Consider the following 23,376-nt stretch of genomic DNA (forward strand, 5'->3'; position numbering starts at 1 on the left):
GAATAAGTCATGAATAAAATACTGGTAATAGATAATTACGATAGCTTTACTTATAACCTGGTACATTATCTGGAGGATTTGGGTTGCGAAGTAGTGGTTAAACGAAATGACCAGCTAAAATTGGAGGAAGTTGATGATTTTGAGAAAATAGTACTTTCGCCGGGTCCAGGAATCCCTGATGAAGCCGGGCTTCTTAAAGAAATAATTGCCAAATATGCACCAACTAAGAGTATATTTGGAGTTTGTCTTGGCCAACAGGCTATAGGCGAAGTTTTTGGTGGTAAGTTGATAAATTTGGAAGAAGTTTATCATGGGGTCGCAACAAAAATAATTCTTGAAAATGAGGAGCCTTTATTTGAAGGCTTACCAAAGGAAATTGAAGTAGGCAGATATCATTCGTGGGTTGTTGATCCTCAACTCCCAGACGTTCTGGAAGCTACTTCATTTGATGGGAATGGCCAGCCAATGTCAATAAGGCACAAAACTTATGATGTTTGCGCTGTTCAATTTCATCCAGAATCTGTACTCACTCCACAAGGCAAGCAAATTCTTGAAAATTGGCTTATGAATTAATTAAGCTGTTTTTGATTCCTTATTAAATTTAAAACAAATGAAAACGATTCTAAATAAATTGATCAATCATGACATCCTCTCCAAAGAAGATGCTAAGCAGGTATTGGTTAATATTGCCAAAGGAACCTATAACAATAGCCAAATCGCCGCATTTCTTACTGTATACATGATGCGCAGTATTACTATTGAAGAGTTGGAAGGGTTTCGGGATGCGCTGTTGGAACTTTGTCTTGCCATAGATCTATCTGAATACAATCCAATTGATCTTTGCGGAACAGGAGGTGATGGTAAGGATACCTTTAATATTTCTACTCTGGCTTCCTTTGTTACAGCAGGAGCCGGTATTAAGGTAACCAAACATGGTAATTATGGGGTGTCTTCTACCTGTGGGAGCAGTAATGTCATGGAGTTTCTAGGTGTGAAATTCAGCAATGATCCTGACTTTCTCAGAAAATCAATAGACGAAGCTGGGATATGTGTATTGCACGCCCCCTTGTTTCATCCCGCCATGAAAAATGTAGCACCTATACGGCGTGAACTTGGAGTTAAGACTTTCTTTAATATGCTTGGGCCAATGGTAAATCCTGCCTTTCCTAAAAATCAAATAGTTGGAGTTTTTAATTTAGAATTAGCCCGAATGTATGGGTATCTCTATCAGAATACCGATAAAAAATATACAGTTCTCCATGCTCTTGACGGATATGATGAGATTTCATTGACGGGGAGTACTAAAACTATTTCAAACAATACGGAGGCCATTTTAAATCCCTCAGATTTTGGAGTGGAAATTGTAAAGGAAAATGAAATAGCAGGAGGTGAAAGCATTGACAAATCAGCCCAAATATTCATGGATATATTGCAGGGAAAAGGCACAGAAGCTCAAAACAATGTTGTCTGTGCAAATGCCGGAGTGGCGATCGCCACAGTTTTAGATATTAGTCCAAAACAAGGTTTTGAAAAAGCGAAAGAATCCCTACTTAACAAAAATGGGTTAAATGCCTTAAAAAAATTACAGCAATTAAGTGCCTGATGGATATATTAGAAAAAATTGTGGTAGATAAGAAAAAGGAGTTACAACTAAAAAAAACTGTAATCCCGGTTAGACAATTGGAGGCTTCATTACTTTTCCAAAGGCAACCAGTATCCTTGTCTAAGGCATTGCGAAAAAGTGAAACAGGGATTATTGCAGAGCACAAAAGAAGATCCCCTTCTAAATCTGTGATCAATCAAAATTCAAGTGTACAGGACGTTGCCATAGGGTATTTGAATGCCGGAGCTTGTGGCATGTCTGTTTTAACAGACGCCAAATATTTTGGAGGGTCCCTTGATGATTTAATAATAGCAAGAGCCGCCGTTGATTTTCCACTATTAAGAAAGGAGTTTATCATTGACGAATACCAAATTATAGAAGCCCGTGCATACGGGGCCGACACTATTTTACTTATTGCCGCTATTTTAACAAGAAAACAAATAAAGGTTTTATCAGAATTAGCAAAAAGTTTAGGTTTGGATGTTTTACTGGAAGTCCATAATGAAGAAGAGTTAATTAAATCAATGATGCCCAGTTTAGATATGTTAGGAGTAAATAACCGTAACCTAAAAACCTTTGAAGTTAGCTTGGAAACCAGCGCTGTACTCTCACAACAGATTCCTGATGAATTTATCAAGGTCTCCGAAAGTGGCATTAGCTCTGTTACTGCTATTAAAACACTAAGAGAATTTGGATATAGGGGTTTCCTCGTTGGAGAAAACTTTATGAAGACAACGAATCCTGGAGAGAGTGCCAGGGAATTTATAAACCAAATGACGACATGAAACTAAAGATCTGTGGCATGAAGCATAATATAGAGGAGGTTGCAGATTTGCAACCAGATTACCTCGGGTTTATCTTCTGGAAGCCTTCCAAACGTTTTTTTGACGGGTCCATTCCTAAATTGCACAGGGCGACCAGCAAAGTTGGAGTTTTTGTTGATGCCAATATTGATGAAATTTTAAATTACACCAATACATATGGGTTAAATGCCATACAATTACATGGAAATGAATCCCCTGAATTCTGTGCTAATCTAAAAGAGCAATTTGAAAACCAAAATATCAAGATTGACATTCTTAAGGTATTTAGTATAAAAGACAGATTTGATTTCTCACAACTTAGTCCATATGAGAAATCATCGGATTTCTTTTTATTCGACACAAAGGGTAAGTTACCCGGTGGCAATGGATACCAATTTAATTGGGAAGTCCTGAAGGGGTATCCATCAAAAAAACCCTATTTCCTAAGTGGTGGAATAGGTCTCGAGGAACTTGATAATGTTTTAGAATTTCTTCAAAAAGAAGAATCTAAATATTGTCATGCCATTGATGTCAACAGTAAATTTGAATTATCTCCCGGCCTAAAGGATATAGATAAATTAAAGAAATTTAAGAATCGGTTATTTGAAACCAACTCATAAAAAATACAATAATATGACTTATCATGCCGATGAAAAAGGCTATTACGGGCAGTTTGGTGGGGCATTTATACCAGAAATGTTATACCCTAATACTGAAGAACTCAGGCAAAACTATCTTCAGATTATGGAAGAACCATCTTTTATTAAAGAATTTCGAACTTTATTAAAAGATTATGTAGGAAGGCCAACACCTCTCTATTTTGCCAAACGTCTTTCGGATAAATATAAAACAAAAATTTATCTGAAAAGGGAAGATTTATGCCATACAGGGGCCCATAAGGTCAATAATACCATTGGGCAAATTTTAATGGCCAAAAGATTGGGTAAGACACGAATCATTGCAGAAACAGGCGCCGGACAGCACGGAGTAGCTACTGCTACAGTTTGTGCGCTTATGGGAATTGAGTGTGTGGTTTATATGGGTGAAATAGATATTGCACGTCAAGCACCTAATGTGGCCAGAATGAAAATGTTAGGAACAGAAGTAAGGCCTGCCCTATCAGGAAGCAGAACGCTCAAAGATGCTACAAATGAGGCTATACGCGACTGGATAAATAATCCGGTAAACACCCATTATATTATTGGTTCGGTTGTTGGTCCGCATCCCTACCCAGACATGGTAGCCAGATTCCAGTCGGTAATTTCAGAGGAAATACAGTCTCAGTTACTAGAAAAAGAAGGTACTCCGAACCCCGATTATGTTGTAGCTTGTGTAGGAGGTGGAAGCAACGCCGCTGGTGCTTATTATCATTATCTGGATAATAAAGATGTTGGGATAATTGCTGTGGAAGCCGCCGGTAAAGGAGTTCATTCTGGAGAAAGTGCAGCAACTTCTGTTCTGGGAAAGGTCGGAATTATTCATGGTAGTAAAACACTACTTATGCAAACTCAAGACGGTCAGATAACTGAACCATATTCTATTTCTGCGGGTCTGGATTACCCGGGTGTAGGTCCTATGCATGCCCATCTTTACACCTCCGGGAGGGGTGAATTTATTTCTATTACCGATGAGGAAGCCATGACAGCAGGTTTAATGGTATCTCAGTTAGAAGGTATTATACCTGCTATAGAGACATCACACGCCTTCGCCATATTTGACCACAAAAAGTTTGAACAAGACGATATTGTTGTCATAAACCTATCAGGCAGAGGTGATAAAGATTTACAGACCTATATAGATTATTTCAAATTATAATTGGTTTCTATACAATGAAGAACAGAATACAAAAAAAGCTGGGAGAAGACAAAAAACTACTTTCCATATATTTCTCTGCCGGTTATCCCAACCTAAATGATACGGTTTCTATTATTCAGGATTTGGAAAAAAACGGTGTTGATATGATAGAAATAGGCTTGCCATTCAGTGATCCTTTGGCAGATGGGCCTACAATTCAGAAAAGTTCCACAATAGCGTTAAAAAATGGCATGGGAACAGAGTTACTGTTTAATCAATTAAAAGAAATTCGAAAAACTGTTTCAATTCCCTTGATCGTCATGGGATATTTTAATCCTGTTTTGCAGTACGGGGTAGAGAACTTCTGTAAAAAATGTCATGAAATTGGAATTGATGGTCTTATCCTTCCAGATTTACCTCTGGACGTATACAAGGAAGAATATGAGACTATTTTTAAGAAATATGGCTTAATCAACATTTTTCTAATTACTCCACAAACCAGTGAATCCCGAATTTCACAAATAGATGACGCTTCAGAGGGATTTATTTACATGGTAAGTTCAGCAAGTACCACTGGAGCTAAACAAGGATTGGGAGAAGAGCAAGAAGCTTATTTTGAGCGAATTGCCCGGATGAATCTTAAAAACCCTCAAATTGTAGGATTTGGTATTAGTAATGCCCGAACATTTAAGCAGGCTACAAAAACTGCCAAGGGCGCTATAATTGGTTCTGCTTTTATAAAAATGCTGTCAAAAAAGGGTAAGATTGGAATTTCAGAATTTATTAAAACCATTAAACCCCTGTCATGAGTATAATTAACAATTGGAAAATTATAATCTTATTATGCCTAACCTTAGGGTTGGCTCCGTTTTTTCCGGAACCTCATTTTTGGGGTAAATTAAAATGGGTTTTTGGAGGAGCTATTGGCATGAAACCTATGGATTGGTTTGATCTTGCTTTACATGGAATTCCATTTGTACTTTTATTTCGCTTGCTTATTTTAAAGCTAAAGCATTTGCTCAACTCATAGAAATCCCTATTTTTAAATCTTTATCAATTCACATGACTATATGAAAAAATTAATAGCCCCATTATTTCTTCTCATTTTTTGGAGTAACAACGCACAAGACCTTGAATTGAAATCTCAAGTAAGGCATACTATTGATGAACTTCGAGAATTTATAGCGATCCCTAATGATGCTTTAGATCATTCAGATATCAACAGAAATCTTTCATGGCTCACCACAAAATTTAATGAAAGGGGGTTCAATTCATCTGTACTCCCCACTGAAGGAGAGTCGCTTTTTTTTGCAGCCCTCCCAATGGAAGATAATAAACCAACCATTCTCTTTTATATGCATTTCGATGGACAGTCTGTGGATCCTTCCAAGTGGGATCAACCAGATCCTTATAAAGTAGTGCTTAAAACAAAGGATAATGATGAATGGAAAACGCTTTCATTTGATGATTTAAAGGAGGATGTGAATTATGATTGGCGTCTATTTGGCCGTTCCACTTCAGACGACAAGGGGCCTATTGTTATGTTCCTGAACACCATAGATCTTTTGAAAAAAAACAATGTGGAAATTCCATTTAATGTAAAAGTAATATTAGATGGTGAAGAAGAAAAAAGTAGTGCCCCTTTGCCAAAGGCCGTAAAGGAATATAGAGAATTGTTAGAGGCAGATTTTTTAGTAATTTCTGATGGCCCAGTGCATTCTTCCGGCAAACCAACAATTGCTTATGGTACCAGAGGAATAACAACTTTAACGCTAACTACCTATGGTCCAATAGCGCCACAGCATAGTGGTCATTATGGCAATTATGCCCCAAATCCCGGGTTTCAACTGGCCCAGGTGTTAGCCAGCATGAAGGATAATGACGGCAAAGTCCTGATTGATGGCTACTATGATGGTATAAGTATTGATGAATCAATATTAAATATCCTACAAAGTGTACCTGATGACGGAAAAGTCATCAATTCTTACCTTGAGATTAATCAGGCTGAAAAAGTGGGCACATTTTATCAGGAAGCCCTGCAATATCCATCATTAAATATTCGGGGGCTATCTTCGGGCTGGGTTGGTGAAAAAGCAAGGACGATCGTCCCTGCAAGTGCAACTGCTGAAATTGACATTCGGCTTGTACCGGAATCCGATGGCAATCGTCTAAAAAACCTTGTCAGGAAACATGTCGAAAATGAAGGGTATTATGTTATGGCCGAGGTCCCGGATAAGAGCCAAAGAATGAAACACGATAAAATCATCACCATTACCGAGGGCACAGTAACGGACGCATTCAGAACAGATTTGGACAATCCATACGGGATTTATCTGGCAGAAACATTTAAAAAAACATTCTCAGAGGATGTAGTACAAATCAGGATCATGGGCGGGACTGTTCCAATTGCACCCTTTATTAACGAACTTAAGATTCCTGCCTTTCTTGTTCCTCTTGTGAATCCGGATAACAATCAACACAGCCCTAACGAAAATTTAAAAATTGGTCAGATTGCATATGGTATTCAGGTGTTTTATGGAATTATGAGCAACAAAATTGAATAAAAAGATTATCAGTCTTTTTTGAGTTAAGAATCTTCAAAGTGCTTTAAATTATATTAAAAACCCATTCCAAACAATGGTTATGCAGAATTTCTGCTTGCGTTGATATTGCCATACAAAGAACGCGTAACTATTTTTTCGTAAAGTGCCTTATAATCAGAATTCTCGCTAATTTGATGCAGGGCATATTGTTGAATTACTAATAAAGGCAATACAATATTTTCCCTGATTTTAATTGATTCTCTTGAAACGGCTTCGTTTTCCATAAGTATTTCCGAATTGCTGATAAGCAATAGCATCTGTTTTGACAACAGATATTCATTATGCAGGATATTCCAGAAATCGCCATATTCCTTATCATCCTTCATATAACTTGTGAGCTCAAAATAACACTTTGACAAAGACATCATACTGTTAAGCATTAAAGTTTCAAAGAAGGGTACTTCCTTGAATAACGTCTTTAATTCTCTGAGTCTTCCTTCGTCTTTCAGTTTTTTAATAGCCGTACCTATACCAAAATAACCAGGTACATTTTGTTTGAGTTGGCTCCATGACCCTACAAAAGATATTGCTCTCAGATCCGTGAGTTCTAATTTTGCTTTTTGACCCCTCTTACCAGGTCTGCTACCAATATTAGCCTTGGTATAATATTTCAGTGTACTCCTGTTTTCGAGATATGAAATAAACTTTTCATGTTGCTTAAGGTCGTCGTATTTAGCAAAACTAAGATCAGAGAGTTCTTCCATCAACTTTCGTGATTCCCTGGAGATCACATTTTCTTTACCAAAGAGGTTGTTTGATAAGCCAGCCGTTAATAACTGTTCTGAATTATGCATAAACTGCTCCTTGGTGCCATACGTACTTGTGATGGTCTGGCCCTGAATAGTTAATTGTATTTCATTATTGGCTATATCCTTAGTTTGTGCAGCGTAAAAGCGATGAGTTTTTCCACCCCCTCGCGCCGGTGGTCCACCCCTGCCGTCAAAAAATATTGCATCGACGTTGTTCTTCGAACAAACCTTGGATAAAACTTCCTTGGTTTTTAATATAGACCAATTGGCTTTTAAATAACCTCCATCTTTTGTTCCATCCGAGAATCCGAGCATCATGGTCTGCTTACTTCCGCGCTGTTCGAGATGCGAACGGTAGTCAGGTAAATCAAATAGGTATTGCATGGTGGCCTCGGCAGTATCCATTCCGTTCATTGTTTCAAAAAGCGGAACGATATCAAAAGTAATTTTACCCTTCTCCCAACCGCACCATCTGAAAAGCCCGTAAACAAAAAGAACAGAATAAATATCCTCTGAGTTACTTATAATATATCGGTTACAACCTTCTTCACCGTTTTTATTCTGAATGTCTTTTAAGTTGGAGATATTTGCAATGGTATCTTTTACAATTTCATCATTAAAATCCTTAGGATTTAATTTCAAATTTTCATTTAGAAGTAAATTTGTTAATTTATCTTCTTCAAGTTCATCAAGGCTTTCTTTAATGTAACCATTGGTCTTAAGAACCGTTTCAACTACCAGTTTGTGTTTACTGTGGTCCTGACGAATATCCAGAGTAGCAAAATGTGTCTTGAAAATTTTTACTTTGTCAATAAGATCATCCAGTTGTTTCAGGTAAAGCGAATTGTACTTGTCTATCAGAATTTCTCGCACTGTAATTAATGGCCCGATAATATCATCATAGTTCACTATTTTATTGCGATCGAACATTGAGACGTAAAGCCTGTCCCTTAAATCATTCAGGTCAGGACGAAGGTATTTAAAAGTAAGTTTCTTACGAAGAATTTTGAGGTCGTTATAGTAACATTTCATTAGATTAATACGAAGCTCATCCGCCACATCCTTAGTAATATCTGCCGTTACAAATGGATTCCCGTCTCTGTCACCACCAGGCCAAAACCCAAGTTTAATAATATTGTAATTGTCAAAATCATCATTCTCTATATTGCTCTTAATATATGTGAATAAATCCCCGACTGCATCATAGTAAACATTTCTAAGAATGTAAATAATATTTTTTGCCTCATCTAATGGTGTAGGTTTCTTTGTATTTATCAACGAAGTGAGCCCTAACTGTTGGAGAACAACATCAATATCATTGATCTTATCTTCAAGAATTAGCGATTTTAATTCTTCAATGATATCAAGTACAGCAGGGGTGTAGAATTGAGTGGGATGAGCAGTTAAAACAATCCGCGCACTAAAGGTTGATAATTTCTTTGCAATTTTTTCCCAGCTCTTATTTTTATCAACTAATTGAAAATAATCTTTTATGGATAAAGAGCTTGAGTGTTCATGTAGCTTTGGAAAAGCGGCGTCTTCTACACTATCATACAATACCACCTGCCGCTCAACATATTGAATTATACTGAACATAAAATCAATTCTTTCTTGTTCAGTATTAATATTTACATAATTCTGGAAAAATGAATCTAATATTTGTTGTGGATTTTTGCCAGATTTCAATCCTTTTTCGCATTGATCGAACAAAAGGGGAATGAGCATCCCCACATTTTCGATACCTTGATAGGGCAAATTTAAAAACAAGCTATTATAAACGTAGAATTTATTTTTTACCGATTTTTTAAATTCCTCTAATCTATCTGTCTGATGCATAAATTTTCTTAACTATTCAATTGAATCCTCTTAATTGTCGAACTTAATTATTGGTTTTAAGCCTCTAAATATCCGCATAATAATATAATCTTTAAACCTAAAAGTAGTAAATCACAAAATAATTTTTCCTCATTAAAAAACAAACATATATCTCAAATTAAATTTCGATTTGAAAAACAATCCTTCCAAAATTTAAAAGATAATTCTACGAAAGTATTTTTTACTAATTCACCAGATTTAATCAACTTGTATGCCCGACAATATTTTAGTTCTTAAAAAAAGTACGGTATTGATCTACTCTGAATTGCAATGTTGTATAATCTGGATTCAACGCCTTTATCTTTTTATAAGAAACAAAACTACCAATAGCCCTATTAGCGGAACCGGATGGAGCTGTTAAGGATACCGTTCTGATGGTTCTTTTTAAATTCCCGGAAAGTGTAAACTCATGTACCCTGGGAATCTCTTCAGAAATTGGCTCTAACCTTAAACCATGCTCCTTAATATGTTTTCTAAAAAAATATTCCGGTCCATTTTTGCTATTTCCTCCAGTAAACAATAACCATTCTACCTTACTGTATTTATGTAAATAAGCAATAAGGTTTCTAAGGGTAACATTCTTCATTCCCAAATCGGATGCATCTACTTTTATTCGCTGTGCACTTTGAACAATATCGCAGATTCCTATTTTTTGTTCTATTAAAAAATCCATACGCTGTTTTACGGCCTCACTGGTCGTTTCGTACTTTAAATTCAATCCAAAAATTTGATTCAAAATTGGCCATAACTGACCATCCCTGCTTCCATAACAAAAATCGACATCTCTTTCCCTCAAATCCCTGGTCGTAAACCTGGGCGGTGGTAGTGTCCCTACAATGAGTTTTGTGGCATCATCAAATAAAAAAGGTTTATAAGGATGGGTATGTAAAAACAATTTGAATTCTAATTTTTGCTGATTTCTAAATAATCTCTCAAAGTTATAAAGATAGTATTTTGCAAAAAAGCAAAAACGGCAGATTGCTTTTTAATACTAAATTTTGTACTTTAAGTGAAATATATAGTACTTATGGGTAAAGGGGATATAAAAACCAAGAGAGGTAAGATTTCCAATAAATCGTATGGAGCTCGAAGACCGAAAAAGTCAAAGGCAAAAGTGGTAGTTGTAAAGAAAAAAAAGACTAAAGGCAAAGCCTAGTCAACAATAAACTGCAGACCAACTTCTCCTTCTTCATTTATACTTAGCTTATAGGTGTAAAAGCCAATGGGAAGTTCTGTTTCCCCGACAAAATCAATCGGCTGAAGTACATAGATGTCCTCCCCTGATTTGATTTCAACAAAGGCATACTGATAAGCAATCTCATATACCAAATAATTTGAATAATCGCCTGGTCCTACATTTGTATATAATTCTTCATTAGTACCTACCTGTACTTCATCAAAATTAATATTACTATCATTCGTGATACGGATATTGACTGTATCTACATTATCATCTCTGTCTGTACAGCTAAATGTAAATACTAAAAAGGTCAGTAGAATAAAACCAATATTTTTCATTGCAAGTTGTTTATCAATAGAACTTCATATTATAAACGTTTGCTTAAGAAAATTATTCTATCGAATAAAAACAGGTTGATTTTCTCTTAAAGTGTGCTCCTTACTGTAGATATATTCGTCCAGATTAAATCCCCTGATGTCTTCAAGAGTTTTTGCATCCGTATCCACTATATAACGTACCATAGAACCCCGGGCTTTTTTAGCGAAGAAACTAATTACTTTGAGTTTATCGTTTTTCCAATCCTTAAATACAGGAGTAATTACATTGGTTTTTAATTTTTTCTCATCCACAGCGCCAAAATACTCATTACTGGCGAGATTAATAAAAAGCTCTCCGTCTTCCAGTTCATCGTTTAAAAAGTTAGTCACACTCTGTTTCCAAAAGTCATAAAGATTCTTTTTACGACCAATTTTTATTTTTGTTCCCATCTCCAAACGATATGGCTGAATAAGATCAAGAGGCTTTAAAACGCCATATAACCCTGAAAGGATTCGAAGTGTGTCCTGCAACTTTTCCAATTTATTCTCAGAAATACTATATGCATCTAATCCCTGATAAACATCCCCATTGAAAGCATATATAGCAGGTCGGGCATTTTCCGGAGTGAATGGGAGTGAAAACTTTTGATTGCGTTCCCAGTTTAATTCAGCCAGGTCATTTGAAATACTCATTAATTTGGATAAGGACTTGGGGTTTTTCTTTACCAATACCTTAATAAGTTTTTCCGACTGCTCAAGAAACTCTGGTTGTGTAAATTTTACCGTAGGTATAGGACGTTCAAAGTCTAGCGACTTGGCGGGAGATAGCACAATCTTCATATTTCAATAATTTTAAGATAAAAGTAAAGAGGATTTTTGTGAATTCCTTCATAAGAATGAAAAGACTTATCAATACCTCTATCAACGAAATTTATTGCTATTGAGAATGCCGGGAATAATGCCTCCACTTCTCAATACAATTGGCCATATCATCGGGCAATTCACTATCAAATCGCATCATTTTACCACTTGCAGGATGCACAAATCCAAGGGTCTTAGCATGCAAAGCCTGTCTTGGCAGTATTTTAAAAGCATTTTCTACAAACTGTTTGTATTTGGTAAAAGTAGTTCCCTTTAATATTTTATCACCCCCATAGCGTTCGTCATTAAAAATAGTATGCCCTATATATTTCATATGTACCCGAATCTGGTGTGTCCTTCCAGTCTCTAGTTTACAAGAAACCAGAGTTACATATCCCAAACGTTCTAAAACCTTATAATGTGTAATTGCAGCTTTTCCCTTATCACCCTCAGGAAAAACTTGCATTTGAAGTCGGTTTTTTGGATTACGGTCAATATGCCCTTCGATGGTTCCTTCGTCCGCATCTATATTTCCCCAAACCAGTGCCACATATTCTCTCTCGCTGGTTTTATCAAAAAATTGTTTTGCCAAATGAGTCATGGCCATTTCTGTTTTAGCAATTACCAATAATCCGGAAGTATCTTTGTCTATACGATGAACCAGACCTGGCCTTTCGTCAGAATTTACAGGTAAGCCTTTTATGTGATGTAATAAGGCATTAATTAAAGTGCCTGAATAATTACCATGCCCAGGATGTACTACCATTCCGGCAGGTTTGTTTACAACCAGAAGGCTTTCATCTTCATAGACAATATTCAAAGGGATATCTTCGGGAGATAACAAAAACTCATAAGGTGGGTGTTCAAAAAACACCTTAACTTCATCCCCTGCTTTTACTTTGTAGTTTTGTTTTACAACAGATTCGTTAACCCAAATATGGCCTTCCTTTGCAGCTAATTGAATTTTATTCCGAGTTGCATTTTCAATAAAATTCATTAAAAATTTATCTACGCGTAAGGGTTCCTGCCCTTTGGAAGCAACGAAATTATAATGCTCGTAAAGCTCATCCTCTTCAGGATCTGAAGTGTTGTCAAGTGCCATTTCCTATTCCGAATCGGCTTTGACCTGCGCCCGGCCCGTTATTGTTCCGTTTCCGCAGACCAGTTCAATTTTTGAAGTTTTTGGAATTTTGTCGCCAGGATTTATGGTCTTACCCTTATACCTAATATAATATACCATATCCTTTCCTAACTCATCAATATAAGTGACACGTTCAATATCTAATCCAACTGCCCGGAGCATTGACCCTGCATTGCGTTGAGTAACCTGAATAATATTTGGTACTGTTACTTTTTTATAACCGGAAGGGTTAACCGTAATATATATTTTTCTATTTTCTTTTACTTTATTTCCTGCGGGAGGATCCTGTTCAATTATAGAAAACCTGGGATATTCAGGATTAAAATTGGCTGAATCCAATACTTCATATCGCAAATTCGCGTCCTCTATTACACCTCTCATTTCCATAACAGATAACTTTGATAAATCCGGGACCTCAACAAACTCTCCATGTTTTGTTGATTTGTTTAACCATTGCAAGGCTAATATGGATAAAACAACTATCACTAAAAAAGCAAGCCCTATATTGAACAGAAAAACTTTACTTCTAAGAAAATTCCAAAAATTCTTCATTGCTTTTTTTTATATATGGCACAAATATAGGAAACCCTATCATTTTTTATTTACGTTAAAATCGTGATATTTGTCTAAACATGTTATGACTACATATATATATAACATTACATGAAAAAGAATATTGCCATTATCATGGGGGGTTATTCCAGTGAGTATAAGATCTCAATTAAGAGTGGTAATGTGGTTTATAAACATTTAGACAAGGAAAAATTTAATGCATATCGTATTGTAATTTCCAAAGAAAAATGGGTTTACCTGGATAAAGACGAAAATGAAACAATCGTAAACAGGCACGATTTTTCGATAAAGATTCAGAATCGTATTCTCATATTCGATTGCGTATTTAATGCAATTCATGGTTCACCAGGGGAAGATGGATTGATGCAGGCTTATTTTGCCCTTTTAAAAATTCCTCATACTTCATGCAGTCATTATCAGGCAGCCCTGACATTTAATAAAAGAGATTTGCTAAGTACACTTAAACCTTATGGAATTAAGGCCGCAAATTCTTATTATCTGAATCTGGGAGATTCTATTGACCATTCGGCTATTGTTGAAAAAGTTGGCCTTCCCTGCTTTGTAAAAGCAAACAAAGCTGGAAGTAGTTTTGGTATCTCGAAAGTTTATGAGAAAAAAGATTTACAAGTAGCAATTGACAAGGCACTTCTTGAGGACGATGAGATTATTATTGAATCTTTTCTCAACGGTACAGAAGTTTCCGTTGGCGTCATAACCTTCAAAGGCGAAACCATGGTTTTGCCATTAACTGAAATAATAACAGATAACGATTTTTTTGATTATGAAGCCAAATATGAGGGAAAATCAAAGGAAATCACCCCTGCCCGTTTGACCAAAACTCAGGAAGAAAACATAAGATATCAGGCCAAAAAAGCTTATGAAGTTTTAAAAATGAAAGGTTTCTCCAGAAGCGAATTTATTTTTATCGGCAACGAGCCTTACATGTTAGAGATGAATACAACTCCAGGCTTAACAGAAGAGAGTATCTTACCCCAGCAGGCTCAAATTGCTGGTATTAGTTTACCGGAACTTTTTGAAAACGCCATAAATGAAGCATTGAAGTAAATTGAGTACATTTAACTTGTAAACTACAAATCCTAATGAAGCGCGCTATTTTTCCAGGTTCCTTTGACCCGATAACGTTGGGTCATTCCGATATTATTGAAAGGGGAATATACCTCTTTGATGAACTGATTATTGCTATCGGAATAAATGCTGATAAAAAATATATGTTTTCTCTTGAAGAGCGGATGACGTTTATTTCAGAGGCTTTTAAAAACGAGCCAAAAGTCAAAATTATGACTTATGAAGGCCTGACAATAGATTTTTGTAAGAAAGTAGATGCAACATATATCCTTCGCGGACTGCGAAACCCGGGAGATTTTGAGTTTGAAAAGGCAATTGCACATACCAATAGGAAGCTTTCAGAAATTGAGACAGTTTTTCTACTTACCGCTTCCGGTAAATCATTTATCAGCTCATCAATTGTAAGAGACGTAATCAGAAATGGAGGAGATTATAGTGTTTTAGTACCTGATACTGTTAAATTATCTTGATGTTTATCGATTAGCCCCCTTCTTTCCTTTGCTACGGGCTTTTTCTTTTTTTTATTTAATGCGTAAAATTTCACGAAATATTATATTTTAGTAGGATATTACTTACTTTTTGAGTTATTTTATCGTGTACTCCATGTAAAATTGGAGTCACACAACGAGTTTGGACTAATTCACAACAATCATTGACCAATGATGGAAAATCACATTACTTTAGTAAGAAATTACGGTAGAATGTTGCGTGAAAACCGAACACCATCTTATGATTACCTTATAAAGCAATTACCAGTTTCAGCGGTATTTGTGGATAAAAAATTCAAAATAATCCACGCTTCAGACAAGTGGATTGCCGATTTTGATTTTACCAAAAGAGATATACTTGGAAAGTCACTATTTGAACTTTTTGAAGATATTAGCAAATCTTGGAAAAAGGACCTCAATGGTGTACTTAAAGGCAAAGCCAGGCTAACTGGTATAGAAAATTTTTATGATACTCAAAAAAATGAAAAGTGGTTTGAGTGGGTAAATGTTCCGTGGTATGACGAAAAAGAAAATATTATTGGCATCATTATTCAAACAAAGGATATTTCTGATACAATTTTTGATGATATTAAACTGGAAAAACTTGAAATTTTGCTTAGGGATAAATCCGAAATTTCAAAAATTGGAAGTTGGGAGTACGATGCGGTCCAGGATAAATTATCCTGGTGTCAAATAACTAAAAGTATTCATGAGGTACCTGAAGACTTTGTACCCGATATTGAAAGTGGTATAAATTTTTATAAGGAAGGTTATAGCAGAAATACAATTGCCATGGCGGTTGATAAAGCGATGGCTAAAGGGATAGCCTGGAGTGAAACTTTACAATTAATAACAGCCAAAGGAAACGAAATCTCGGTTTTAGCGGCAGGAAAACCTGTTTTTAAGGATGAAAAGTTTTTGGGTCTTATCGGCACATTCAAAGATATTACCGATGAAGTATTAACCAAAGCCAGAACTGAAGAACAAGAGCGTATTTTCAGCAGTATTTTTAATTCTTCTTATCAGTTTACAGGTATTTTAGATACCGAAGGTACTTTCCTGGAAGTTAACGATACTGCTTTACAATTTTCAGACCTCAAACAGGAGGATATAATTAATAAAAAATTTTGGGAAGCATACTGGTGGCCAATTCCGGATATGGTAAAAGATGGGCTAAAGCAGGTTATAGCTGCGGCAGCCCAGGGAGAGTTTATGCGGAGTGAGATAGTGGTTCTGGATAAAAATAAACAACCTATCCCTGTAGATTTCAGTTTAAAGCCTATTTACAACGAAAATAATAAAGTAGTATCCCTTTTGGCCGAGGGTCGTATGATCAAAGAAATGGTGGAGGCCAGACAGAAGCTGAAAATAAGTGAACAGAAATTTAGGTCCTTATATGAGTTGTCTCCAATTGCTTATATACTTAGTGATTTTGATACCGGGGAGATCCTGGATTTTAACAGTTCATTTGAATCGGCAACAGCCTATAGTAAAGAAGACATGGCAAAATTAAAGTATGCCGATATTATACCGGATTCATCCAAGCATAAATTGATTAATTTCTTAGAGGAAGTAGATTCAAAAGGCACCTATGGTCCTTTTGAACATATATTTACTAAAAAGGATGGAACGAGTTACCCCGTTTTAATAAGTGGATCCTTGGTAGGAAATAAAAAGGGGAGAAAATTACTTTGGTCTACTGCACAGGACATTTCTGAAGGAAAGAAAAAAGAAAAGCAAATTAGGGAAGAGCAAAAATTATTAAAGACATTAATAGATAACTTACCTCTTAATGTATACATAAAAGATCTGGAATCCAGGAAAATTCTAGTGAATAAATCTGAATTGACTTATTGTGGATTTAAAAAAGAATCTGAGGTTTTAGGCAAAAGTGATAGTGATCTTTACGATGAAAAATCCGCTTTAATTTCCAGAGAAGAAGACCTGGATGTCATTAATAGCTTAAATCCAATTTTGGGTAAAGAAACAATAAGCGTGAAGAAAGATGGGCGTTTGACGAAATTTTTGACTTCCAAAATTCCACTTATTGGTCCGGATGGTAAAGCCAATGGTCTGATAGGGATAAGCATGGATATTTCTGATCTTAAACAACAGGAGCAGGAACTTAGAGACCTTATAAATGTTACTTCTATTCAAAACAAACAGTTAATTAATTTTGCTCACATTGTATCACATAATTTAAGATCTCATACGGCAAATTTTTCCATGTTACTGGAGTTTCTGATCGAGGAAAAAGACGCTAATGAACAGGAGAATATAGTAAGAATGCTCACCGAGGCATCAGATAACTTATTGGAAACCCTGGACAACCTAAATGAAGTAGTGGCCATTAGTACCAACGTAAATCTAGATAAAAAACCAGTTAATCTAAATGAAAAGATTGCAGCTGCGGAGCAAAATTTAGCAGCATATCTTAAAAAGAACAATGCTAAAATTATAAATAATATACCCGATGACACTTCTATTAATGTAATACCCGCTTATATTGACAGTATAATAATGAATTTTATAACCAATGCCGTAAAATACAAGGACGACAGCCGAGATCCTGTTATTAAATTAACCGTCTCCAAAAATGAGAAATATACTATTTTAAGTATCGAAGATAACGGACTTGGCATTGATTTGAATAAATATGGGGAAAAATTATTTGGAATGTACAAAACGTTCCATGACAACTCAGACGCCAGGGGTATTGGGTTATATATTACTAAAAATCAAATTGAAGCCATGAATGGGAAGGTTATGGCTTGCAGTGAGGTAGGTAAAGGAACTACGTTTAACATATATTTTAATGACAAAAATTAAATCCATAGCGATTATAGACGATGATCCAATAACCGTTTTCGGAATTAAAAGGATGCTTAGTACCTTGAATGTAAGTGAGAATATAAATAGTTATGTAAATGGGAAAGAAGCCATTGATGCTTTTAAAAGTATTATAGAAAATAACGAAGAAGTACCCGAGGTTATATTTTTGGATATAAACATGCCAATAATGGATGGATGGCAATTTCTAGAGGAATTCATAACACTACCCATATCACATAAGATAAGAATCAATATTTTAACTTCATCTATAGACCCGGCCGATAGGGAGAATTGGAAATATTATATGACCAGGACGCACCACATCATAGATTACAAAAACAAGCCTATACAAAAAAAGGAAATTGAAGAGATTACCAAGGCGGCTTAAACTATAAGCCAGAATTTTGCTTTATTTTGATAAGGGACTTATCAGAATTTATATGATCAATAGCAATGGAAATATTCTATCAAAATATTATTAAGCTTCCTATTTACTATATCCGGTATATGTTTTTCCTAAGGATATATTTAATAAAGTAAAACAAACCTAATCTGCAAATAGTGCTTTTATATTGGTATAAGAATTTTCCAGGGCCTTATGAATTTTCTGTGGCCCTTTCCATTTTACTTTTTCTATACCCTCGCTTTTTTGACCAACCAACTTTCCCTTGTAAGCGGTTTTCATTGCATACCAATGAACTTCCTTTAGCTTATAGATTCCGTTTCTTTTAAAAATATGGTAAGTAGTTCGTAGAAAGTTTTCAATCTTTAACCCTTTTACCCCGGTTTCTTCCTCAACTTCTCTAAGCGCACATTCTTCAATAGACTCACCTTTGTCAAGTTTTCCTTTGGGCAGGTCCCATTTGTCCTTCCTATATATAAAAAGAACTTTACCTTTTTTGTTGGTCACCACACCACCACCGGCAATTTCCATTGGAATTTTTTTTGTGAATTTTTTTAATATTTCCTCGTGGTTCGGATGATAGATAAATGCTCTGCTCATCTTTTTTTTTGCCAATGCATCTATTGCATTATTAATGGCTTCGCCATTCAGCATAAAATACTCCCCATTTACGGTATCCGATAGTTTGTTTGTTAAAATCAAAGGGGCATCTTTAACAAAAACTTTATACATTTGTGAAATGGTTTTAGATAAGAACACTGCGGCTAAAACAGCCGAGCTCCTACTGCAAATTAATGCAATTAAGTTGAAACCAGAAAATCCTTTTACTTGGGCCTCGGGATGGAAATCTCCAATTTATTGTGACAACAGGATAATCCTATCTTTTCCTGAGATCAGAAATTATATAAGAGAACAAATGGCAAAACAACTTGTCGACTTATATGGGAAGCCAGATATAATTGCTGGTGTGGCTACAGGGGCAATAGGTATTGGGATGCTTGTTGCGGACTATTTGGGGTTGCCTTTTATTTATGTAAGGCCGGAAGCCAAGTCACATGGGAGACAAAATCAAATTGAGGGTCAGTTATCAGCTAATCAGACTGTTGTAGTTATTGAAGATCTTATAAGCACTGGTAAAAGCAGCCTAAATGCAGTAGAAGCCTTAAAGCTCAATGGGGCGGTTGTAAAGGGTATGTTAGCAATTTTTACGTACGGTTTTAGTATATCTGAAGAGAATTTTAAAGATAAAGAGATAGAACTTCATACGCTTAGCAATTATGAAGTTCTTATAGAGCAAGCCTCTTCCAGCAAACATATTAAGGAAGATCAACTTAAAACACTAATTGAATGGAGGAACAATCCTTCAATATGGAAATCATGAAATAATGGAAATAGAAACTGAAAAGAAAACTGTCTCAAAAAATGCAAAGGATGTTTATGAGTTCGCTATTGATCTTAAAAATTTTGAGCAATTAATGCCGGATAGTATTGATAAATTTGAAGTTTTAGACACAGACACTTTCTTATTTGCTCTTAAAGGGATGCCACAAATTGTGCTTAAAAGAAAAAATCAACAACCTCATAATAAACTGGTATTAGGAGCTGCTAGTGAAAAATTGCCATTTACACTTACTTTGGATATCGATTCTAAAAATGATAGCGAAACCGAAGTAATGTTGCGCTTTGAAGGAGAGTTTAATTCAATGATGGCTATGATGATAAAAACGCCCATTACTAATTTTATGAATGCGTTGTCTGATAATTTGAGTAAAATTTAACAATCCGTTCTATAGTATAACCAATAAGTTTTAGTGAAGTAGCTCCACTTCCTTAAATGCATATTCCTTTAAAACAGAATCTTCCAATTCTACTACTAATTTGCCTTCCTTAGAGATTCCACGAATATATCCTGTAAACAACTTGGAATCCCTCTCTTTAAAAGTAGACGGTTTGTCTATTCTAAATAGTAACATTTCATACTGCTTCCGAATATTAGAAATTTTTCCAGATTCAAATTCATTAAAAAGTGTTTTAAGATTTAGTACTAAGGACGTGAGTACCTCTTCAATGTTAAAAGTCTTGCCCTTAATTTTTTTTAACGATGATGCTTTTTTTAAGTTTCTGAATTCTAGTTGATTAACGTTCAATCCAAATCCAATTATAGAAGACTGAATAACATCATTCTTTAAATTATTTTCGATTAGAATACCGCATATCTTAAAATTACCTGACAGAATGTCGTTAGGCCATTTAACTCGTAAATTTGGTATAAATAATTTTTTAAGTGTATAGTAAACCGCTAATGAAGTGATTATATTTAACAAAAATTGTTCATGAATCCGGTAGTTTTTAAAATACTTTAAAACGCTAAATGTTAGGTTTTTACCTGCTTCTGACTCCCATTGAGTACCCATTTGCCCGCGACCATTCAACTGCTCATTGGCAGTAACAATTGTAAAATCTTCCAGTTTCTCAGAAAGCATTAACTTTTTCAGGTAGGCGTTTGTCGAATCCGTGGCATCAAGTTTGATCCTTTGCATATAGGCTTGTACGTTTTTGATCTACAATGTTATGTTAAAAACAATAGCTAAGGAAACAAAAAAACAATAACTTTGTATAAATTAAAATTATTGAATGCAGAAAAGGAAAGCTAGTGCAGATGAGTTAATTACCTTAATCTTGGATGGAATAGAAGAAGTTAAAGGACTCGAGATAAATGTACTTGACCTAAGGGAAATAGAAAATACCGTTTGTGACTACTTTATAATTTGTAATGGAACTTCTAATACGCATGTTAATGCGATAGTAAACTCAATCCAAAAAACAGTAAGTAAGACATTAAAAGACAAACCATGGCATATTGAAGGATCTGAAAATGCAGAATGGGTGTTGCTGGACTATGTGAACATTGTTGTTCATGTATTCCAAAAACATATTCGAGAATTTTATGATGTGGAGGGGCTTTGGGGAGACGCAAAGGTTACTATGGTAGAAAGTAGTTTTAATCAGTAAAAAAAAACAATGGCAAAAGATAATAATACCCCGCAAAAGAAACCTAGATTCAGTTCTTGGTGGATTTATGGTTTGATTGCAATATTTTTAATTGCTTTCCAATTCTTTGGTAGCGATAATCTGAATTCTCCCAAGAAAACTACCACTTCTGAACTTCAGGAATATTTGAGAAATGGAGATATTACCAAGATCTTGATTATCACCAATACCAATCAGGCTAAGGTTTTCCTGTCTGATGAAGCACTTGCAAAGGATGTACATAAAGATGTGTCCGAAAAACCTTTGTTTCCTTCAACAGGTTCAATTCCGCAATATGTATTGGATTATGGAGATTTGCAAATTTTTCAAAATGAAATAACTGAAATAAAAAAGGAGAACAATATAGACACCATAGTAGAATTTGATAAAGAGTCTAATGTCTTCATGGAATTGTTGTTATCCATTCTGCCATTTGTACTGATTATTGGTATATGGATTTATCTCATGCGCAGAATGTCCGGGGGTTCCGGAGGAGGGGCCGGTGGTCAGATATTTAACATTGGAAAATCCAAAGCTAAGTTATTTGATGAAAAAACTGACACCAGAACTTCTTTTAAAGATGTTGCCGGTTTAGAGGGTGCCAAGGAAGAAGTCGAAGAAATAGTAGAATTCTTAAAGCACCCTGATAAGTATACTTCATTAGGAGGTAAAATTCCTAAAGGAGCGATTTTGGTAGGACCTCCCGGTACTGGTAAAACTTTACTGGCGAAAGCAGTTGCGGGAGAGGCAAAAGTTCCGTTTTTCTCTTTGTCCGGATCAGATTTTGTTGAAATGTTTGTTGGGGTAGGTGCGTCAAGGGTTAGGGATCTATTTAAACAGGCGAAGGACAAATCTCCGGCAATTATTTTTATCGATGAAATTGATGCTATAGGACGGGCAAGAGGTAAAAACAATTTCACGGGATCTAACGATGAACGCGAAAATACCTTAAACCAGTTATTAACGGAGATGGATGGTTTTGGTACAAATACCAATGTAATTGTATTGGCTGCTACCAACAGAGCTGATGTTTTGGATAAAGCTTTGATGCGTGCAGGTAGATTTGACCGACAGATTTATGTGGATCTTCCGGATATCCGTGAAAGAAAAGAAATATTTGAAGTACACCTTAGGCCAATAAAAACTTCCGAGACATTGGATCTTGATTTTCTGTCCAGACAAACACCAGGATTTTCGGGGGCAGATATAGCCAACGTTTGTAATGAAGCTGCACTTATTGCGGCACGTAAAGAAAAAAAGGCCGTTAGCAAACAAGACTTCCTTGATGCGGTAGACCGAATTGTTGGTGGACTTGAAAAAAAGAATAAAATTATTACCCCGGAAGAGAAAAAGACTGTTGCCTATCATGAGGCTGGCCATGCCACTGTAAGTTGGATGCTTGAACATGCTGCGCCGTTAGTAAAAGTTACAATAGTCCCTAGAGGCCAATCTCTGGGTTCAGCATGGTATTTGCCTGAAGAACGTCTTATAGTTCGACCTGAACAAATGAAAGATGAAATGTGTGCTACTTTGGGAGGCAGAGCCGCTGAAAAAGTAATATTTGATAAAATATCTACCGGTGCTCTTAGTGATTTGGAAAAAGTAACCAAGCAGGCACGTGCTATGGTAACCATTTATGGGCTTAACGACGAAATTGGTAATCTTACTTACTACGACTCCTCAAGTCAAAATGAATACGGGTTTACCAAACCATACAGTGAAGAAACGGCACAGGTAATTGATAAAGAAATTTCAAAATTAATTGAAGAGCAGTATGTACGAGCTGTTGAAGTATTGAAAGAAAATAAAGATAAACTAACAGAATTGGCTGAACGTTTATTGGAAAAAGAAGTTATCTTTAAAGAGGATTTAGTTAAAATTTTTGGCAGTCGCCCTTTTGAAAAAGTATTTGATAAAAAAGGTCAGGAAATAGTTGATACTAATGAGCTAGCACCTGAAGAATCTACCAAAGAAAATAAATAATAATTCTAAGCGTTGTTTTTTTAATAAGTCGAGCATTATTTGAAGCCTAAATATA

Annotated in this window: 25 protein-coding genes; 17 read left to right on the forward strand and 8 right to left on the reverse strand. The window is 35.6% G+C overall.

Annotation, left to right across the window (positions count from 1 at the left end):
• Positions 1–9: 9 nt before the first annotated feature.
• From ABJH90_RS04280 to ABJH90_RS04315, 8 genes are read left to right on the forward strand one after another with little or no spacing between them, the layout of a single operon-like run.
• Positions 10–573 (forward strand): aminodeoxychorismate/anthranilate synthase component II, encoded by a 564-nt coding sequence (locus ABJH90_RS04280; protein ID WP_348136864.1) that lies wholly within the window; start codon positions 10–12, stop codon positions 571–573.
• A 37-nt stretch (positions 574–610) separates the two neighbouring features.
• On the forward strand, positions 611–1,603 hold the full coding sequence (trpD, locus tag ABJH90_RS04285) for an anthranilate phosphoribosyltransferase (RefSeq protein ID WP_348136866.1): 993 nt from the start codon (positions 611–613) through the stop codon (positions 1,601–1,603).
• Complete coding sequence (trpC, locus tag ABJH90_RS04290; protein ID WP_348136868.1) at positions 1,603–2,388, forward strand: indole-3-glycerol phosphate synthase TrpC; 786 nt, start codon at positions 1,603–1,605, stop codon at positions 2,386–2,388. Before trpD ends, trpC begins: the two co-directional genes overlap by 1 nt.
• Positions 2,385–3,026 carry a phosphoribosylanthranilate isomerase gene (locus ABJH90_RS04295; RefSeq protein ID WP_348136870.1) on the forward strand — a complete coding sequence of 214 codons (642 nt, stop codon included), beginning with the start codon at positions 2,385–2,387 and terminating at the stop codon, positions 3,024–3,026. The genes trpC and ABJH90_RS04295 overlap by 4 nt, the downstream gene beginning before the upstream one ends.
• A 13-nt stretch (positions 3,027–3,039) precedes the next feature.
• The gene (gene trpB, locus ABJH90_RS04300) at positions 3,040–4,221 is read left to right on the forward strand and encodes a tryptophan synthase subunit beta (RefSeq protein ID WP_348136872.1); all 1,182 of its coding nucleotides are present in this window, start codon (positions 3,040–3,042) and stop codon (positions 4,219–4,221) included.
• A gap of 14 nt (positions 4,222–4,235) precedes the next feature.
• Positions 4,236–5,009 carry a tryptophan synthase subunit alpha gene (trpA, locus tag ABJH90_RS04305; RefSeq protein ID WP_348136874.1) on the forward strand — a complete coding sequence of 258 codons (774 nt, stop codon included), beginning with the start codon at positions 4,236–4,238 and terminating at the stop codon, positions 5,007–5,009.
• A complete protein-coding gene (locus ABJH90_RS04310; protein WP_348136876.1) occupies positions 5,006–5,230 on the forward strand; it encodes a hypothetical protein in 225 nt (74 codons plus the stop codon). The genes trpA and ABJH90_RS04310 overlap by 4 nt, the downstream gene beginning before the upstream one ends.
• A 40-nt stretch (positions 5,231–5,270) precedes the next feature.
• Complete coding sequence (locus tag ABJH90_RS04315; protein ID WP_348136878.1) at positions 5,271–6,764, forward strand: M20/M25/M40 family metallo-hydrolase; 1,494 nt, start codon at positions 5,271–5,273, stop codon at positions 6,762–6,764.
• 77 nt (positions 6,765–6,841) lie between these two features.
• On the opposite strand, the gene ABJH90_RS04320 is transcribed toward ABJH90_RS04315, so the two are convergent.
• Both ABJH90_RS04320 and ABJH90_RS04325 read right to left on the reverse strand, forming a co-directional pair.
• Complete coding sequence (locus ABJH90_RS04320; RefSeq protein WP_348136880.1) at positions 6,842–9,388, reverse strand: phosphoenolpyruvate carboxylase; 2,547 nt, start codon at positions 9,386–9,388, stop codon at positions 6,842–6,844.
• Positions 9,389–9,653: 265 nt separating this feature from the next.
• Positions 9,654–10,322 (reverse strand): uracil-DNA glycosylase family protein, encoded by a 669-nt coding sequence (locus ABJH90_RS04325; RefSeq protein WP_348136882.1) that lies wholly within the window; start codon positions 10,320–10,322, stop codon positions 9,654–9,656.
• A gap of 132 nt (positions 10,323–10,454) precedes the next feature.
• Here ABJH90_RS04325 and ABJH90_RS04330 point away from each other — a divergent pair, with 132 nt between their 5' ends.
• Positions 10,455–10,583 carry a 30S ribosomal protein THX gene (locus tag ABJH90_RS04330; RefSeq protein ID WP_348137957.1) on the forward strand — a complete coding sequence of 43 codons (129 nt, stop codon included), beginning with the start codon at positions 10,455–10,457 and terminating at the stop codon, positions 10,581–10,583.
• Here the strand turns inward: ABJH90_RS04330 and ABJH90_RS04335 are convergent.
• The 4 genes from ABJH90_RS04335 to ABJH90_RS04350 all read right to left on the reverse strand — a co-directional run bounded on the left by ABJH90_RS04335 (position 10,580) and on the right by ABJH90_RS04350 (position 13,478).
• Positions 10,580–10,945, reverse strand: coding sequence for a hypothetical protein (locus ABJH90_RS04335; RefSeq protein WP_348136884.1), 366 nt, complete (start codon positions 10,943–10,945; stop codon positions 10,580–10,582). The genes ABJH90_RS04330 and ABJH90_RS04335 overlap by 4 nt on opposite strands.
• A 57-nt stretch (positions 10,946–11,002) precedes the next feature.
• Positions 11,003–11,764, reverse strand: a complete 762-nt coding sequence (gene yaaA / locus ABJH90_RS04340) for a peroxide stress protein YaaA (protein ID WP_348136886.1) — start codon at positions 11,762–11,764, stop codon at positions 11,003–11,005.
• 97 nt (positions 11,765–11,861) lie between these two features.
• Positions 11,862–12,887 carry an RluA family pseudouridine synthase gene (locus ABJH90_RS04345; RefSeq protein WP_348136888.1) on the reverse strand — a complete coding sequence of 342 codons (1,026 nt, stop codon included), beginning with the start codon at positions 12,885–12,887 and terminating at the stop codon, positions 11,862–11,864.
• A gap of 3 nt (positions 12,888–12,890) precedes the next feature.
• The gene (locus tag ABJH90_RS04350) at positions 12,891–13,478 is read right to left on the reverse strand and encodes a PASTA domain-containing protein (protein WP_348136890.1); all 588 of its coding nucleotides are present in this window, start codon (positions 13,476–13,478) and stop codon (positions 12,891–12,893) included.
• A gap of 111 nt (positions 13,479–13,589) precedes the next feature.
• Here ABJH90_RS04350 and ABJH90_RS04355 point away from each other — a divergent pair, with 111 nt between their 5' ends.
• The 4 genes from ABJH90_RS04355 to ABJH90_RS04370 all read left to right on the forward strand — a co-directional run bounded on the left by ABJH90_RS04355 (position 13,590) and on the right by ABJH90_RS04370 (position 18,293).
• Positions 13,590–14,564: a D-alanine--D-alanine ligase gene (locus tag ABJH90_RS04355; protein ID WP_348136892.1), complete on the forward strand. Its 975-nt coding sequence runs from the start codon at positions 13,590–13,592 to the stop codon at positions 14,562–14,564.
• A 35-nt stretch (positions 14,565–14,599) separates the two neighbouring features.
• Entirely contained in the window at positions 14,600–15,055 is a 456-nt protein-coding gene (gene coaD / locus ABJH90_RS04360) for a pantetheine-phosphate adenylyltransferase (RefSeq protein WP_348136894.1), read from the forward strand.
• Between the two features lie 189 nt (positions 15,056–15,244).
• Positions 15,245–17,902, forward strand: coding sequence for a PAS domain S-box protein (locus ABJH90_RS04365; RefSeq protein WP_348136896.1), 2,658 nt, complete (start codon positions 15,245–15,247; stop codon positions 17,900–17,902).
• Positions 17,889–18,293: a response regulator gene (locus tag ABJH90_RS04370; RefSeq protein ID WP_348136897.1), complete on the forward strand. Its 405-nt coding sequence runs from the start codon at positions 17,889–17,891 to the stop codon at positions 18,291–18,293. Before ABJH90_RS04365 ends, ABJH90_RS04370 begins: the two co-directional genes overlap by 14 nt.
• A gap of 159 nt (positions 18,294–18,452) precedes the next feature.
• Here ABJH90_RS04370 and ABJH90_RS04375 read toward each other — a convergent pair whose 3' ends face one another.
• Complete coding sequence (locus ABJH90_RS04375) at positions 18,453–19,040, reverse strand: NUDIX domain-containing protein (protein WP_348136899.1); 588 nt, start codon at positions 19,038–19,040, stop codon at positions 18,453–18,455.
• A 7-nt stretch (positions 19,041–19,047) separates the two neighbouring features.
• Here ABJH90_RS04375 and pyrE point away from each other — a divergent pair, with 7 nt between their 5' ends.
• Entirely contained in the window at positions 19,048–19,689 is a 642-nt protein-coding gene (gene pyrE, locus ABJH90_RS04380; protein ID WP_348136901.1) for an orotate phosphoribosyltransferase, read from the forward strand.
• Between the two features lie 4 nt (positions 19,690–19,693).
• Positions 19,694–20,086, forward strand: coding sequence for an SRPBCC family protein (locus tag ABJH90_RS04385; protein ID WP_348136903.1), 393 nt, complete (start codon positions 19,694–19,696; stop codon positions 20,084–20,086).
• Positions 20,087–20,116: 30 nt separating this feature from the next.
• On the opposite strand, the gene ABJH90_RS04390 is transcribed toward ABJH90_RS04385, so the two are convergent.
• Positions 20,117–20,848, reverse strand: a complete 732-nt coding sequence (locus tag ABJH90_RS04390; RefSeq protein WP_348136905.1) for a biotin--[acetyl-CoA-carboxylase] ligase — start codon at positions 20,846–20,848, stop codon at positions 20,117–20,119.
• 94 nt (positions 20,849–20,942) lie between these two features.
• Here ABJH90_RS04390 and rsfS point away from each other — a divergent pair, with 94 nt between their 5' ends.
• Both rsfS and ftsH read left to right on the forward strand, forming a co-directional pair.
• Entirely contained in the window at positions 20,943–21,320 is a 378-nt protein-coding gene (gene rsfS, locus ABJH90_RS04395; protein ID WP_348136907.1) for a ribosome silencing factor, read from the forward strand.
• Positions 21,321–21,329: 9 nt separating this feature from the next.
• Positions 21,330–23,321, forward strand: coding sequence for an ATP-dependent zinc metalloprotease FtsH (gene ftsH / locus ABJH90_RS04400; RefSeq protein WP_348136909.1), 1,992 nt, complete (start codon positions 21,330–21,332; stop codon positions 23,319–23,321).
• Positions 23,322–23,376 lie beyond the last annotated feature (55 nt).

Source organism: Eudoraea sp. (genome assembly GCF_039969275.1).
GTDB lineage: Bacteria > Bacteroidota > Bacteroidia > Flavobacteriales > Flavobacteriaceae > Eudoraea.